The organism is Leptodesmis sp. (assembly GCF_052746595.1).
In genome coordinates this window covers 1-14,843 of the sequence record NZ_JBRAGO010000006.1, presented here as the reverse complement: position 1 = coordinate 14,843, position 14,843 = coordinate 1, and the positions used below count along the sequence as shown (strand labels likewise).

The following is a 14,843-nucleotide window of genomic DNA, read 5'->3' as shown; positions in this document are numbered from 1 at the left end:
CAGTTATTCCGAATTCCTATGCCGGAACTGCCAACCTCGCTCGCTCAACACTATCACGAACGCACCAAGTACGACCCCAAAACCATTAACGCTAAAAGCAAACCACTAGACTGGACTCAACAGCCCGTTCCTTTTAAGGAATACAAAATAGGGGTTTCCTACGATCTAAAACCGTTTTTAACTGAAAAGCTGGATAAATTTGCTAGCGATCCGGTTGGGAGTTGGTGGAAACGCCTCTCTCAAATTCTATTTTTTAGCTACGGATTGACAGGCATGATCCCTACCGTGGGGGAACCCCACTACTTGCGGGCGGCTCCTTCAGCAGGCGGCTTGTATCCAGCGGAAGTATACCTCATTTCCCGCGGAACGCCACTTTTACCTGCGGGTTTATATAACTATCAGGTGCGGACGCATTCGTTGATTCACTTTTGGGACAATGATGTCTGGACAAAACTGCAAACGGCCTGTTTTTGGCATCCCATTCTGGACAATACTCAACTGGCTTTAGTGGTGACTGCTGTATTTTTCCGATCGGCATGGCGCTATCAGGCGCGAGCCTACCGTCGGATTTTTCTCGATACAGGTCACTTGTTAGGCAACATAGAACTGGCCTGTGCCATTAATGACTATCGCCCCCACTTAATTGGCAGTTTTATGGATGAGGCTGTGGATCAACTGCTTTATCTTGATCCAGAACAGGAGGGGGCGATCTCTGTTGTGCCGCTGGCTAATCTATTGGAGGTGCGACAAAATCTCCCATTAGCTAAAACCATTATTTCGGCCCCTACCCAGACCTCTTTCCCATCCATTTCCGACGATCAACTGCTGGCGTATTTTCATAAGGTCACTCAGATCCCGTTTGATACGAATGCCAAAGTGAACTGGAAACTACCTCCCGTGGAAGGGCAGCGAACCGATAAATATAACTTTCCGTTTTGTACTAAGGTCTCTACCGTAGTGACCCCCATCAACTGGGGTAAGGGGCTGACTGGCTTGGAAAATACCATGCTGAGGCGGCGTTCTACCCGGTCTTATACCGGAGATGCTATAACCCTGACAGAACTGAATCAGTTGCTGGATTTCACCTATCAATCCCATCACTATGTTGAGCAGGGATTGGATGGCAACCCGGATTATTTTGACCTTAGCCTGGTGGAAACCTTTATCGTTGTATCGTCTGTGGAGGGGTTAGAAGAAGGGTGCTATTACTATGCTCCAAAAGCCCAGGAACTCCGGCAGATCCGCTTTAAAAACTTCCGGAAAGAGTTACATTTCCTCTGCCTGGGTCAGGATCTGGGCCGGGATGCCGCTGTGGTGCTATTTCATACTGCCGATTTAAAGACGGCTGTTGCAGCGTATGGCGATCGTGTCTATCGCTACCTGCATATGGATGCCGGACACCTGGGACAGCGGCTCAACCTGGCAGCCATCCACTTAGGACTGGGAGTGAGTGGTATTGGCGGCTTTTATGATGATCAGGTGAATGAAGTCCTGGGCATTCCCATTGATGAAGCTGTTCTCTACATCACGACTTTGGGCAGACCCCAAACCCCTTAAAAACAAATGCCCCAGCTACTGCTAGCTGAGGCACAAATGCGCTCACATCTATTCGAACTCAAGAATTTAGCCAGGTGAAGGGAACCTGTAATTAGCCGATGTAGTTTGCTTCTGCTTCCAATTGACGAACCAGACTCTCGTCTCCCTTCGCTCTTGCTATTTCAAGACGGCGCTGTAGATTCTTCTGTAAATTACTACGATGAGTTTCAGAGATGTTTGTTAAATTTCCTTGACGCTTTTTGTTCAACATGGACTTTTCCTTCGCCTTGCTTGTGCATTTGCTATTTTTTCTATCCTAGCATTTCAGGCAAAAACGGTAGTTTTTGTTACTGAAATGTCACGATGATCGACAAGTTGAGGGCCAAATGAGCCACAGTGAGATATTAACGCTATTAACAGACTTTGGGCTGAGCGATCCTTATGTGGGAGTGATGAAAGGGATCATTGCTCAGGTCAACCGCTCTTTGACGGTAATTGATTTGACTCATCACATCCCGCCCCAAAATATTCATCTGGCTCGGTTTGCCCTGATGACCGCTATGCCCTATTTCCCTGCTAGAACGGTACACGTAGCCGTTGTCGATCCAGGCGTGGGCAGCGATCGACGTCCGATTGCGGTAGCCTTTGGCTCAGATCCAAATGCCCCCATGGGATTCTTAGTAGGGCCAGATAATGGCTTATTCAGTGGGGTATTGAGCCAGTATCCAGTCCTAGAAGCTGTGGAGCTAACCGAGTCTCAGTACTGGTGGACGGCTACTCCCAGTTCGACCTTTCATGGCCGGGATATTTTTGCTCCAGTCGGTGCTCATTTGGCTAGTGGGGTGCCTTTGCAGAAGTTAGGTACGACGATCGCGGTTGACTCGTTGGTGATGCTCCATTCCCTAACCCCACAACGAACGAAACATACTCTCACGGGTTGCATTCAAGCTGTGGATCACTTTGGTAATTTAGTCACTAATATCCCGGCCAGCGAAGTGAATGGACAAACCTGGTATGCCGCAGTGAAGGATGTTACAGTTCCGGGCAGAAAAACCTATAGTGATAGTGCCCCCGGAGAGTTACTGGCTTTTGTGGGAAGTCACTCCTGGGTGGAAATTGCAGTGAACCAGGGACACGCTCAATCGGTGTTAAACCTGGGGATTGGAGATGCCGTGCAAGTGATTTTGCATCACCCACATTCTTCACAAGGAGATTAGTAAGGAGATTGACAATGACATCATCCTTAGAGCCAGGGATTTATCAAGGACAGTTTGGAGAATTTACAATTACGGAGCGAGATCGCTGGGAAGTCATTGTTTACCGCAGCGGTTTGGTACTGGCGGCTGGTTGCTTTGTGATTGGTACTGGGCTGGTTCTGGGGTCAGAAAAGCTAGATAGTCACCCGCACATTTTGAGCTGGCTTTACTCCGGCTTTTGTTTAGGGTTGGGAGTCAGTCTATGGACAATTCACATTTATATGAAGTTGCTTCATCGAGTGCTGCAGGTGTTTTGGGGAATCGGTGTAGTGGCTTCTTTGGCGATCGCGCATGGGAGTCCGGCCCCTTTCGCTTTAACCGTTTACAACTATCCTTTAACAATTTTCGGCGTGGGCTTTGTCTTCGCGGCGTTGACCGGGATTTTCTTCAAAGAAGCCTTCTGTTTCGATCGCCTGGAAACCAAACTCCTCACTCCTTTAATTCCTGTTTTGCTCCTTGGTCATTTGCTGGGTTGGCTCTCTTTGCCTGTAGAGCGAGTTTTATTGGCGATAGGGGCCGGACTGTTTGTCGTATTTGCTCTGCGTAAGGCGATCCAACCCATCCCTCCAGATATTGGAGATAAAAGCATATTTGCTTACCTGAAACAAAAGCAATAGAGACATTTTGGGACAGCCGCCCCGATAGAATTTGCCATTCCTGATGCAGAGGCTACCGTTTTCTCCAGAGACGTTTCGTCGAAACATCCCTAGAGAATCTGGATACTCCCCATAAGTCTAGAATTCTCCCTGCCCGATCTTTCACGGAAACCGTTTATCGGTCATAGTTAAAAGGTGTGATTGCGAGCGAAATTTATGAGCAACCTACCCCAGGCAGCTAACTCAGCCCCAACTTCTGAAACAGATACATCTTCAGCCTCAATAACCCTGAAGCAGGTAACGCCTTTACGCTGTTTGATTGGGGCAACGTTATCGGGGAGCTTTGCTTTTGGGATGTATTTAACGACCCATGCGATCGCCCTATCGTTTGCCATGCATAAAATTCAATCCACTAATCTGGCAGTTCAGCGCATCTCCGCCGCTGTTCGTACTCTGGTTATTGGTCTAACGACTCTTGGCATGGGGGTGTTTAGTCTAGCTACCCTGGGGCTGTTGGCTCTGGCTGTTCAACTGACGATTCGCCAGTTTCGGCAAAAAGTAGAACCGAGAACGGGCAATTAATTGATCTGTAATTTTGGCGGGCAAGCCGCTTGTTGAATGGGCGAGTACTTTCTTTCAATAAACCAGAAGACTGCAGGATGATTTGCAGTCTTCAATGTTGTTAAGGCTAGTTTTTAAGAGTTAGCATCAAATCCGATTGTGCTCAAGCAAGGCCTTAGTAGAGGTCACTGACCTCAAAGTGGATGATCACAGCCTTGGGGGCCATGGTGATAGTCCGCGATCGCTAAGAGTTGGTTGTTTGAGCAGCTAAAAGTTGCTTCAATTTTTCTAGCTCTTGTGCCCAGCGAGGATCAGGTTGCACATTCTCTAAATCTGAGCCTGAAGCCGCAGCACCACCGCTCTTACGAGACTTGTTGCTATTGCCACCCTTGCGTTTTCCACTGCCTGTGTTACTGGCAGGAGCATTAGCTTGAGATTGCTCATCTCCTTTTTCCTTAGTGCGGGGTAATGCTTTCTCGATTTTAATGGGGTTGTCTTTGACAACAGAGCCATTGAACTTTTCGATAAAAGCATCTGCCTCCTCATCGCTTTTGACTGTCACAAAACCAAAACCACGGCATTTATTCGTTTTTCGGTCTGTAATGATTTTGGTCGAAATGGTATCGCCTGCTTCGGCAAAAACTGCCTCTAACTCCTGGCGACTCAACTCTTCTGGCAAATTACCAACATACAGACGAACGGACATGGAAAGAAACCTCCAGACTGTGATTCAACTTCAAAAAACTCTTACTTCAGTAGCTTTGGCTGCAATGGCTGAGTGTGTATCTGAACTGAAGACGTACCTGTTCTTTCCCTCCTGCCTGCGTTAACTGTACGCCAGTTACCCAAAAATTAGCTGTATCCTTCTGTGAACAACCTGGTTTCACCGAAAGTCTAAAAGTTGAGTGGGGACAGTAACTCGATAAAGCCAAAAGCATTGTGCTCAATCACTTCATTTCTGGATGATGAAAGTTGAACACCTGGCTCTGACATTCCAGCTTTGAAGTATTTGCGCCATCCATTAAGGTATCACGGTCTGTAGAGCGCTGCTATAGACAATGGCAAATTATATCTTCAGACAGGATCGACATTTCAAACTTGCCCCAGGTTTAGCTTGCAGTTCTTCAGGAATCAGTATTACAAATTGTAACAACAGAATGAGAAGCTGACAATTTTTCAGTCCTCAGCAAACACATACTTGTATAGTTCATCTGGACTGGGTTCAGGACTTTCCAGGGCAAACTGCACAGCGTCATCCACGATCGCCTGTACCTTGTTTTCGATCTCCTTCAAGTCAGTCTCCTTGGCCAAGTTCTGCTCTAGCAGATAAGCCGCAAATTTCTTGAGGGGGTCACGGGCAAACCAGAGGTCTTTCTCCTCCTTTGATCGCAGTTCATCTGGATCAGCCAGGGAATGCCCCCGGAAGCGGTAGGTTAGACATTCGATCAGGGTTGGTCCTTCTCCAACTCTGGCGCGGGCTACTGCCTCTTTGGCGACATTACGCACGGCCAGCACATCCATCCCATCTACTTCGACTCCCGGCATATTAAAGACAGATGCCTTCTGGTAAATTTCTGGTTGGGATGTGGCCCGTTCATGAGCCATCCCGATCGCCCACTTATTATTTTCCACTACAAAGATGATGGGAAGTTTCCACAGGGCTGCCATATTTAAACACTCAAAAAACTGCCCATTATTTGTGGTGCCATCCCCAAAGAAGCAAGCCGTCACCTGATCAGCACACTCATCACCCATCACCTCTCGCCGATAACGGGTCTGGAATGCCGCTCCAGTTGCCACGGGAATGCCTTCACCAATAAACGCAAATCCCCCTAACAAATTATGTTCAGCGGAAAATAAGTGCATTGAACCGCCCCGACCCTTACTGCATCCGGTGGCTTTGCCAAATAATTCGGCCATCACATTACGGGCTGGAACTCCAGCACTGAGGGCGTGAACGTGATCTCGATAAGTGCTGCAAACGTAATCTTCACCGGGACGCATGGCTTTAATGACACCTGTTGAGATCGCCTCCTGGCCGTTATACAGATGGACAAACCCGAACATCTTGCCCCGGTAATACATCTCGGCACACTTATCTTCAAAGAAGCGCCCTAAAACCATGTCCTCATAGAGCAACAACCCTTCTTTTCTGGTGATGCTGGCAGTAGTGGCCTGAAAAACTGGGACTGTTCTCTCTTGAACCATTGACTTGTCTTAACCTCAGACTTTTCAACTGATTTTTCCTAGAATTTATGTTGCTGACTGAAAGTTTTTGCTTATCCTTGTGTAAAGTTCCACTCTGTCAAGCAACTTAGCCAAGCAACTGCTGATTCAGGTTGCCTCTGAATTCAGGATTGCCTAATGATAACCTTGACAGGTCGTCACAAGACGATACCATAGCTTAACCTTACTTCTTACCGTTGGGGAAGTGTACTGTGCGTATTCCGCTCGACTATTACCGAATCCTGGGTTTACCGATTCAGGCAACCAGTGAACAATTGCGACAGGCTCACCGCGATCGCACGTTACAGTTGCCCCGACGAGAATATTCAGAGGCGGCAATTTCAGCTCGCAAAAAACTTCTGGATCAGGCGTATGCTGCCCTGTCTGATCCTAAGCAGCGGCAACAGTATGATGCCAGTTTTCTAGCTAAGACCTATGATCTTCCATCGGCATCATCTAATGTAGAAGCACCGGGCTTTAGGGGTTCAGGTTCAGCGCCGTTGCTCTCCGAAAATGGGACGCTGATTGATCCCCATACCCCCAGTATTGAAATTGATGAAGACCAGTTCATTGGTGCCCTACTGATCCTGCAGGAATTAGGGGAATATGAGTTGGTACTAAAACTGGGCCGTCCTTTTCTTACGGGTGGGAGTGCCAGCTTGCGAGATGGGGACTACGGAGATCCTAATATCGTCTTTTCGGACATTGTGCTGACTGTAGCTCTCGCCTGTCTGGAATTGGGCCGGGAACAGTGGCAGCAAGGTCAGTACGAAAATGCAGCTGAAGCCCTCGAAACCGGACGACAGTTATTGCTGCGGGAAGGGCTGTTTGTGGGAGTTCGGGGTGAAATTCAGTCTGATCTTTGTCGGCTACGACCCTACCGAATTTTAGAACTGTTAGCTGCTTCAGAAGATCAGGTAGAAGAACGGCAGCGTGGGATGGATCTGCTGGAAGAAATGCTCAATGAACGGCAGGGCATTGATGGCAGTGAAAGCGACCAATCTGGGCTGAATGTAGATGATTTCTTGCGGTTCATTCAACAAATCCGGTCTTATCTAACAGCGGAAGAGCAGCAACTATTGTTTGAGCAGGAAGCGAATCGTCCTTCTGCTGTAGCTACCTATTTAGCGGTGTATGCTACTCTGGCAAGGGGATTCGCCACTCGCCAACCGGAACTGGTGTATCGGGCAAAACAGTACCTGTCTCGATTAAGTGGACAGGATGTGCATCTGGAGCAGGCGGTTTGCTCCCTGTTGCTGGGCCAAACAGAGCAAGCCAGCCAGATGTTAGAGCAAAGCCAAGAACAAGACTCGATCGCATTTATTCGCCACCACTCGCAAGATTCTCCTGATTTATTACCGGGATTATGCCTATACACCGAGCGCTGGCTGCAGGATGAGGTGTTTCCCCATTTTCGCGATTTATCTCAATGTCGGGTATCCCTCAAGGACTATTTTGCCGATCGCCAGGTGCAGGCATTTTTAGAAACGTTGCCGGATGAGAGTGGGGTTGTCGAACGCAACCCTCAATTCAGTTCCGTAGCCGGAGTCCGGCATCCGGATGCAATGACTGGTACTTTCGTCGAGCAGGAAGATAGGATGACAAATCATCAAAGGCCTATAGGGGCAACCCATGAAGCAAATTCCCAATGGGGGCAAGGATCCGATCGCGATTCCCTGATTGCGGCGGCTAGAGCCAGGATTGCCTCTCGTACCTCGGAAAATGTGGTAGGAGCAGAGAACCGTTTTGTTGGTGGAGTGACGACCGCAGAACGAGTAACTCAGGACAATGTCGGGCTGCAAGAAACTCCCCCTCCCAGAGCCGAACAACGGGTACGAATCAAAGGCTCCCAGCCAGGTGCAGGGGGGGCAGAACGACCTGAAAGCAGACCTGTGCAACACCGACTCGGAGGCGATCGTCCCCGTTCTCATCCTCCTGGAGGGAAGCCGCCCTGGCTGATGCCAGCATTGGCCGTCCTCGGTGTCGTGCTGCTGGGTTTAACCCTGTCTTCGCTGGTGCGAGGGTTGCAGCAATCAACTAAAAAAGCATCTCAAGACGCTGAAAAGCCTTTAGTTCAGTTGGACAAGCCCTTGCTAGAAAACCCTCAGTTAGCGACCAATCCGTTAACAGCAGCAACTTTAGACAAAGAATCGGCTAAACAGATCCTCGACTCTTGGTTATCCACCAAAGCAAAAGCAATGGGGCCAAATCATGAAGTTGCTCTCCTGGATCAAATTTTGCTGGATCCAAAACTGGCGGAATGGAAGGGGGTTGCTGAAGAAGCCAAGCGAGATAACTGGTATCGCACCTACAAGCATGATATCCAGATAGAGTCAGTGGAACTCATTTCCTCTGCTACAGGACAGCCTGTCTCATCGTCTGTAACCAATGGGGATCAGGCAACTTCTGGAGAAACGTTACCCCCGCCGACTGTGGGTGAATCGCCAGCGACTGATGTATCCCCCACCGAATCCCCCGGTGCTGGAGCCTCTCCTACTGCAGCAGATACTGCTCCATCCCCATCTCCCAGTCCCACAGGGGCGATCGTTTCCCCAGTTCCTACAACTCCCGCCTCTGAAGCAGATCAGGCACGGGTTATGGCTACTGTGACGGAAACCACAGAAACCTTCCGTGATGGGAAGTCTGATGGCACGCCGCAGACGGAAAACTTGCGAGTTCAGTACACTCTGATTCGCAAAGATGGCAAATGGTTTATTCAGGACTGGCAGGTGCAATAGTGTGTAAAGCTAGGTCAAAGTAAGTTCAGTTGTACTGGGAATGAATCCAAGCCATCCCAGGGTAAGGGTGGAATGGGGATCTGGTGCTGCTTGAATAGGTGCTGAACAAAACGCAAATTTGTGGGCGATCGTTCTTCGAGTGGGCAATGCACAAAGAAGTAGATTCGGGTTCCTTGCTGGAGCCATTGGCTGATGTGCGGAACCCAGTCCTGCAAAAATTTCTGATTCACATCTCGATCAGGATGACTGATATACCGAACTAAGCTGAAGGGAGCCGTAACGCTGAATTGAAGTGGTAGTTTTGGCTTCTTGCGTTCCGAATGCAGTTGGGGATTATCTGGAACGTCATAAATTGGACGAGTGTCCAGTAAAACGCGGCCAATTCCTAACTCCTGCAATAACTCTGCCAACCGATCTGAAGAGCAGGGAGTAAACCAGTCTGGGTGACGTAGCTCAATGGCAAACTCCGCGGTTGTTCTGGGCAGAGCTGTTAAAAAAGCCGCTAAATCAGTCAGGTTGGCAGGGCCGTAACTCGGTGGCAATTGAGCAAACAATGGCCCCAGACGATCACCCAGTCCCTGCATGCGTTCCAGAAAGCTTAGAGCCTCTTCCAGATGAGGATACAAAAGCCCTGCATGGGTAATAGTTCGAGGTAGTTTGGGACAGAATTGAAAACCAATGGGAGTTTCTGCCGCCCAACGATTCACCGTTGGCTGATCAGGAACTGAATAGAATGTTGTATTTCCCTCAACAGTAGTTAATCTCTGACTATAAAGCCGTAGAAATTCCGATGCGCGGCTGCCCGGAGGAAACAAGTCCCCTACCCATTCTTTGTATCCCCACAATGCACAACCAATCAAAAAGGACATGACTCTGGCTTGAGAATAGCTAATCTAACGCTGTTCCTACGGCTTCGCGATTTGAATTCCTGCAGGAATAAACTTTGCTGTCCACAGTTCCAGATCGGGATCGGGAATCGTAGCTCGAACTTGAGCCAGCAATTGTTGGGCCTGTTCCTGAGAAGCGGCCAGAGCAAATACGGTTGGCCCAGATCCGGACATGAGAGTTCCTAAAGTTCCTAATTGCTGAAATACTTGCCGTAAATTTGCTACTTGAGGATATTCGGGCAACACCACCTTTTCCAGGTCGTTATACAACAGCTTACCAATCTGATTTTCGTCTCGATGAGCGATCGCATGAATCATGGGGCCGGAATGGACTTGCTGATGACGGCATTCCAGATCCCCCGGTTGGCACAAATAGGAAGCCCCAAACTGTTGGCGGTAAGTCTTGTAGGCCCACGGCGTGGATACAGACAGACTGCGATATTTCGCTAAAACCAGATGCATATTTTCCAGATCAGGTAATCCATCCAGCTTTTCACCCCGGCCAGTGGCCAGAGCCGTTCCACCCACGATACAAAATGGCACATCTGAACCTAATAGAGACCCCAGTTCTTGAATTTCAATCTGAGTTAAGCCGAGTTCCCACATCATCTCCAGTCCCACCAGAACCGCTGCCGCATTCGTCGATCCTCCAGCCAGTCCTGCTCCTACAGGAATCTGCTTATGAATGGTGATGTCAATTCCTCCATAGCGAGCAAATTCCTCTGGAAATTGCTGACTCATCAGTTCTGCGGCACGATAGGCCAAGTTGCTCTGGTCGGCAGGCACCTGCTCATGCTCACAATGCACGCGAAACTGATCCGTGCCGTTTGCCCACAGTTCAACGCGATCGGCCAAATCAATACTTTGCATGACCATGACCAATTCGTGATAGCCATCGGGCCGATCGCCCAGAATTTCCAGATATAAATTAATTTTGGCAGGCGCGAGCAAGGAGTAAGAACGCATAGAGGCAAAGTTTTGAGTTTTGAGTTTTAAGTTCTAAGTTTGGAGTTAAATAAAGTTTTTTATATGAAATTCTAAACCTTGCCCAAGCCCAGAACCATAGTTTTTCTATGGGGAAACGATCGTTCTCTAGCTGGACTTGATTTAAGTTCTGATTTAGATAAAGAAAGTTCCTATACGAGTTTAAAGTTTAACTTAAATCAAACGTTTTATAACTTAAACTTTGTCCAAATTCAGAACTGTAGTTTCTCTTATAGGAAAACTCTAGTCCTCTAGTTGGACTTGGTTTAAAGCTCAAAACTTAAGACTCAAAACTGATTACTCAACTCCACCCATTGTTTAACACTTAAATCTTCTGCACGCACCTGGGGATTAATTCCCAGAGCTTCTAGAAGTTGCATCAGGTGATCACGATCGATGAGACTTTGCAAATTATTTCTCAGCATTTTGCGTTTACTGCTAAAGCCGAGTTTGATTAATTGCTCTAAGCGACGTGGATCGGTGGCAGTCAATTCAAAGGGGCGGGGACGCAAACGGATAACGGCGGAATCTACTTTGGGTGGCGGTTGAAAGGCTTGGGCGGGAACGTCACAGATGAATTCGCACTCCGCGAGATATTGAATCCGAACGGAGAGTGCTCCGGCGTGACTGGAACCTGGTTTGGCTACCAACCGCAGAGCAACTTCTTTTTGTACCAGTAAAACAATCAAGTCAAAGGGGTTTTCTACCGGATGTGCGATTGTTCCCAATACTTTTTCCAGGATTGGACCAGTAATGTTATAGGGAATATTAGCCACCACCTTATTGGGATATTGAAAGTTAGGAAATGGAGCTAAAAGTTGCTTCAAATCTAATGATAAAAAATCCCCTTGCAGTAACAGAAAATGCTCATTTTTTCCTAGTTTCTTTGCCAGGGATTCGCACAAATCACGATCGACTTCTACCGCAACCACGGCATCTGCCTGGGTCAATAATTGGTGCGTTAATATCCCTGTTCCGGGGCCAATCTCTAACACGCGATCGCCCACTATTCCATTCTTATCTGTTTTTCGCAGTTGAGCTGCAGCCAGAATTTTACTGAGCGCTTTTTCGCTGCGTAGCCAGTGCTGACCAAATTGTTTACGAGGTTGGGGCACAGTATTACTCCGGCAATCCGATTAACTCGCCTGTTCCTGTCACCACTTCCCCGATCGCCCAGGCAGAAATTCCCAGAGAAGTAAATCCTTGAATAGCCGATTGAGCCTGGTCTGGAGGCACCACCACTACAAATCCGATGCCCATGTTAAAGGTGTTAAACATGCCTGTGTCACTGACTCCGCCCTCAGTCTGGATCCACTGAAACACTGGAGAAATGGGCCAGGAAGCCGGGTCAATTTTCACAGCCTGTCCACTGCCCAGACAACGGGGCAGGTTCTCTGGTAAGCCACCTCCGGTAATATGGGCCATGCCATGAATTGTCAAGCCCGCCCGCCGAGCCGTTAGCACTGGATTGACGTAGATTTGGGTGGGGGTCAGCAGAACTTCTCCCAGGGGTTGATCCAGAAGTACAGGTCGATCGCGAAGGGAACAATTGCGATCGCTCAGAATCTTGCGCACCAGACTGAAGCCATTGCTGTGGACTCCCTGACTGGCCAGTCCGATCACCACATCGCCGATCTGTACTTGAGATCCGTCTAAAACCTGGCTTTTTTCGACAATACCCACACAGAATCCGGCCAAATCGTATTCTCCGGCTTGATAAAAACCAGGCATTTCGGCAGTTTCCCCACCCAGCAGAGCACATCCCGCTAACCGACAGCCAGTGGCGATCCCAGCAACTACATCCGCCAGTTGTGCGGGTTCTAGATGTCCGGTTGCTAGGTAATCCAGAAAGAATAACGGCTCTGCTCCGCAGGTCAGCACATCATTCACACACATAGCAACCAGATCGATCCCCACCGTATCGTGACGATTCAGGGTATGAGCGAGTTTGAGTTTGGTGCCCACACCGTCTGTGCCAGAAACTAGCACAGGTTCTTGATAGCCGGATGGCAACTGGAATAACCCACTGAAACCACCCAGATTTCCCAAAACTTCTGGCCGACGGGTACTTTCCACCGAACTGCGGATCCGCTCCACAAAGGCTCTACCCGCTACTACATCAACTCCCGCGTCTCGATATTCCATGCTTCAGTGCTTTTAGCGCGATCGCCGCATGTCATTGTACTCCGTCTGCACAAAACCACCCAAGTCCCAAGACCCCCGAAGTCATCTTTGCATCATTACAACGCCAATCTGGCACTGAAATTATGTAAAGTTTTGTTAAGTTTTAGATTGATCTATTTAGAAAGAAAAAAGGCTTGATCCCTGATTCTGTAAAGATTTCGACATGTTGAGACGAGAAAAGCATTTTGTGATTTCTCTTCCCAAGTCGGGATATCCCTGATCCCCAGCACAAAAACTTCATGCTAGTCTGTTGCAGTTTCTGGATTATGGAGTGAACACGGAACGAGTACGGGTTACGTCACGAGCCGGCGGGCAAGTCTATAGGGCTTGCAGCACCCGAGCCCCTATTGAAGTGCTTCTCATCGCAATACCTTATGAACCATAAAATTTTCAGCAGTTTGACTGCCTCTCTGTTGATTACCACTCTGGGTGTGTTACCAAGTTACGCAAATCCCACAAAGTCGGATAGTCAAGGAGCAGATACCAGTTCTAAGCCAGTTGACTCAAACGCTGCCCCAATCTCAGGGAAAGCCGCCGCGAACACCCCTACTGGGGACGAGATCGCCAGAGTTGACCAATTCTCGACTGAAGCCGTCAAAATTGGTGAGCAAAAGTCTGAAGAGCGAAAATCTGGCAGTATTCCCAAGCGGGAACCAGTTTCTTCAAGTTCGGTGATTGCTAAAGTCCAGCCTCTTACGCTCGCTGGCCGCAAAAGTGCCATCCTGTATGTGCGCAATCTGCCAGTCCTCACCTTCACGGGAACAACGGTAGCCACTTCTGGCAATGTGAAGGTAGGAGTTCAAACTCAGGCTGTTTCAAGTCAACCTGATTTCCGGGACAAAGCATTAGGGGCGAGCAAGTCTCCAGAAACACCGTCAATTCATTCCCTGCTAAGTTTTTCTCAAAGTTTTACGTCTCATCCAGATTCACTCTCCATTACCACACTGGATACAGAGTCTGCTCAAGCTGATCCTGTCTGGCGAGCTACCGTGCTGGCAGCCAGAATTAACCAACTCTACCGGGATGGTGTTGATGCCAAGAAAATTACGGTACGTTGGGATGATCAACAAAAATTGGGGACAGGCGATCGATTTGTAATTCAAGTTGATCAACTGCCAATTGCAACCATTGATCGCAACACCACTGCCACCAACAGCAATCGTAACCTAGAGCAAGATGCATTATGGGTGGCCAACCGTCTGCGCCGACTCCTGGGCAATGCGGAACCGTTGCAAGCTGTTGCCGGTCGCCCAAGCTGGGGAAGCCAGGGTATTTCTCTGGGGCCAATTCGCCTTCGCTTAGAAGGGTTTGCCTCCTGGTATGGCCCTGGTTTCCATGGCAATCCTAGCGCTAGTGGCGAACGATTTAATCAATATGCTCTGACAGCGGCCCACCGAACCTTACCATTTGGCACCTGTGTATTGGTAACGAATTTGGAGAATGGGCAGTCTGTTGTGGTGCGGATTAACGATCGTGGCCCCTTCCACGGCAACCGCATCATTGACCTGTCAACGGGAGCCGCCCGTGTGCTGGGTCTAGTTCAATCGGGTGTGGCCCGAGTTCGTCTGGAAGTGATAGCTCCCAACAATGTTGCCACAACCAGTCAATAATTAAACCCATCAACCGTGTAACCCAGACGTGACTTATAACGTCTCTGCTCGTCAGTTGAAAGACAATCCAGAAATACGCCTTGTTCAGAACAATATTTCTCTGGCGTAAAAATTTCAGTCTGCTAGCTGAACTCGGTTAAGAGGCCAGAAGTGAGCATGAACAGCCGCTTTTGGCTTTTCTTTTGGCTTTTTAGTTTTCAAGGTACGAACGGCTTGGTGGTGCAGAAAACTCCTGAAACCCCTATAAATCAAGGATTCTCACCGA

13 protein-coding genes are annotated in these 14,843 nt (G+C 48.6%); 6 read left to right on the top strand and 7 right to left on the bottom strand.

Annotated elements, in window-relative coordinates; translation table 11 throughout:
• Nucleotides 1–18 precede the first annotated feature (18 nt).
• The gene (locus tag ACUVQO_RS02340) at nucleotides 19–1,557 is read left to right on the top strand and encodes a SagB/ThcOx family dehydrogenase (RefSeq protein WP_445924287.1); all 1,539 of its coding nucleotides are present in this window, start codon (nucleotides 19–21) and stop codon (nucleotides 1,555–1,557) included.
• Between the two features lie 91 nt (nucleotides 1,558–1,648).
• Here the strand turns inward: ACUVQO_RS02340 and pirA are convergent, their stop codons facing one another.
• Nucleotides 1,649–1,807 carry an arginine synthesis PII-interacting regulator PirA gene (pirA, locus tag ACUVQO_RS02335; protein WP_445924286.1) on the bottom strand — a complete coding sequence of 53 codons (159 nt, stop codon included), beginning with the start codon at nucleotides 1,805–1,807 and terminating at the stop codon, nucleotides 1,649–1,651.
• 115 nt (nucleotides 1,808–1,922) lie between these two features.
• Here pirA and ACUVQO_RS02330 point away from each other — a divergent pair, with 115 nt between their 5' ends.
• The 3 genes from ACUVQO_RS02330 to ACUVQO_RS02320 all read left to right on the top strand — a co-directional run bounded on the left by ACUVQO_RS02330 (nucleotide 1,923) and on the right by ACUVQO_RS02320 (nucleotide 3,970).
• Nucleotides 1,923–2,753 (top strand): SAM hydrolase/SAM-dependent halogenase family protein, encoded by an 831-nt coding sequence (locus ACUVQO_RS02330; protein WP_445924285.1) that lies wholly within the window; start codon nucleotides 1,923–1,925, stop codon nucleotides 2,751–2,753.
• Between the two features lie 14 nt (nucleotides 2,754–2,767).
• Nucleotides 2,768–3,409, top strand: a complete 642-nt coding sequence (locus ACUVQO_RS02325; protein WP_445924284.1) for a DUF2301 domain-containing membrane protein — start codon at nucleotides 2,768–2,770, stop codon at nucleotides 3,407–3,409.
• 195 nt (nucleotides 3,410–3,604) lie between these two features.
• Nucleotides 3,605–3,970, top strand: a complete 366-nt coding sequence (locus ACUVQO_RS02320; RefSeq protein ID WP_445924283.1) for a DUF3082 domain-containing protein — start codon at nucleotides 3,605–3,607, stop codon at nucleotides 3,968–3,970.
• 223 nt (nucleotides 3,971–4,193) lie between these two features.
• Here ACUVQO_RS02320 and ACUVQO_RS02315 read toward each other — a convergent pair whose 3' ends face one another.
• Both ACUVQO_RS02315 and pdhA read right to left on the bottom strand, forming a co-directional pair.
• Nucleotides 4,194–4,655: an RNA recognition motif domain-containing protein gene (locus ACUVQO_RS02315; protein WP_445924282.1), complete on the bottom strand. Its 462-nt coding sequence runs from the start codon at nucleotides 4,653–4,655 to the stop codon at nucleotides 4,194–4,196.
• A gap of 470 nt (nucleotides 4,656–5,125) precedes the next feature.
• On the bottom strand, nucleotides 5,126–6,157 hold the full coding sequence (gene pdhA / locus ACUVQO_RS02310) for a pyruvate dehydrogenase (acetyl-transferring) E1 component subunit alpha (RefSeq protein ID WP_445924281.1): 1,032 nt from the start codon (nucleotides 6,155–6,157) through the stop codon (nucleotides 5,126–5,128).
• A gap of 230 nt (nucleotides 6,158–6,387) precedes the next feature.
• Here pdhA and ACUVQO_RS02305 point away from each other — a divergent pair, with 230 nt between their 5' ends.
• Nucleotides 6,388–8,913: an IMS domain-containing protein gene (locus tag ACUVQO_RS02305; RefSeq protein WP_445924280.1), complete on the top strand. Its 2,526-nt coding sequence runs from the start codon at nucleotides 6,388–6,390 to the stop codon at nucleotides 8,911–8,913.
• Nucleotides 8,914–8,927: 14 nt separating this feature from the next.
• Here ACUVQO_RS02305 and ACUVQO_RS02300 read toward each other — a convergent pair whose 3' ends face one another.
• The 4 genes from ACUVQO_RS02300 to purM form a co-directional block, all read right to left on the bottom strand.
• Nucleotides 8,928–9,782: a DUF72 domain-containing protein gene (locus ACUVQO_RS02300; protein WP_445924279.1), complete on the bottom strand. Its 855-nt coding sequence runs from the start codon at nucleotides 9,780–9,782 to the stop codon at nucleotides 8,928–8,930.
• 36 nt (nucleotides 9,783–9,818) lie between these two features.
• The gene (gene ispE, locus ACUVQO_RS02295; protein ID WP_445924278.1) at nucleotides 9,819–10,766 is read right to left on the bottom strand and encodes a 4-(cytidine 5'-diphospho)-2-C-methyl-D-erythritol kinase; all 948 of its coding nucleotides are present in this window, start codon (nucleotides 10,764–10,766) and stop codon (nucleotides 9,819–9,821) included.
• 305 nt (nucleotides 10,767–11,071) lie between these two features.
• Nucleotides 11,072–11,899, bottom strand: coding sequence for a 16S rRNA (adenine(1518)-N(6)/adenine(1519)-N(6))-dimethyltransferase RsmA (gene rsmA, locus ACUVQO_RS02290; RefSeq protein WP_445924277.1), 828 nt, complete (start codon nucleotides 11,897–11,899; stop codon nucleotides 11,072–11,074).
• 4 nt (nucleotides 11,900–11,903) lie between these two features.
• Nucleotides 11,904–12,929, bottom strand: coding sequence for a phosphoribosylformylglycinamidine cyclo-ligase (gene purM / locus ACUVQO_RS02285; RefSeq protein WP_445924276.1), 1,026 nt, complete (start codon nucleotides 12,927–12,929; stop codon nucleotides 11,904–11,906).
• A 413-nt stretch (nucleotides 12,930–13,342) separates the two neighbouring features.
• Here purM and ACUVQO_RS02280 point away from each other — a divergent pair, with 413 nt between their 5' ends.
• The gene (locus ACUVQO_RS02280) at nucleotides 13,343–14,578 is read left to right on the top strand and encodes a septal ring lytic transglycosylase RlpA family protein (protein WP_445924275.1); all 1,236 of its coding nucleotides are present in this window, start codon (nucleotides 13,343–13,345) and stop codon (nucleotides 14,576–14,578) included.
• Nucleotides 14,579–14,843 lie beyond the last annotated feature (265 nt).

Coding starts and splice junctions, on each gene's coding strand:
- ACUVQO_RS02320 (WP_445924283.1), top strand. CDS start 3,605: ATGAGCAACCTACCCCAGGCAGCTAACTCAGCCCCAACTTCTGAAACA.
- pdhA (WP_445924281.1), bottom strand. CDS start 6,157: ATGGTTCAAGAGAGAACAGTCCCAGTTTTTCAGGCCACTACTGCCAGC.
- ispE (WP_445924278.1), bottom strand. CDS start 10,766: ATGCGTTCTTACTCCTTGCTCGCGCCTGCCAAAATTAATTTATATCTG.
- ACUVQO_RS02325 (WP_445924284.1), top strand. CDS start 2,768: ATGACATCATCCTTAGAGCCAGGGATTTATCAAGGACAGTTTGGAGAA.
- ACUVQO_RS02300 (WP_445924279.1), bottom strand. CDS start 9,782: ATGTCCTTTTTGATTGGTTGTGCATTGTGGGGATACAAAGAATGGGTA.
- ACUVQO_RS02330 (WP_445924285.1), top strand. CDS start 1,923: ATGAGCCACAGTGAGATATTAACGCTATTAACAGACTTTGGGCTGAGC.
- ACUVQO_RS02340 (WP_445924287.1), top strand. CDS start 19: ATGCCGGAACTGCCAACCTCGCTCGCTCAACACTATCACGAACGCACC.
- purM (WP_445924276.1), bottom strand. CDS start 12,929: ATGGAATATCGAGACGCGGGAGTTGATGTAGTAGCGGGTAGAGCCTTT.
- ACUVQO_RS02280 (WP_445924275.1), top strand. CDS start 13,343: ATGAACCATAAAATTTTCAGCAGTTTGACTGCCTCTCTGTTGATTACC.
- pirA (WP_445924286.1), bottom strand. CDS start 1,807: ATGTTGAACAAAAAGCGTCAAGGAAATTTAACAAACATCTCTGAAACT.
- ACUVQO_RS02315 (WP_445924282.1), bottom strand. CDS start 4,655: ATGTCCGTTCGTCTGTATGTTGGTAATTTGCCAGAAGAGTTGAGTCGC.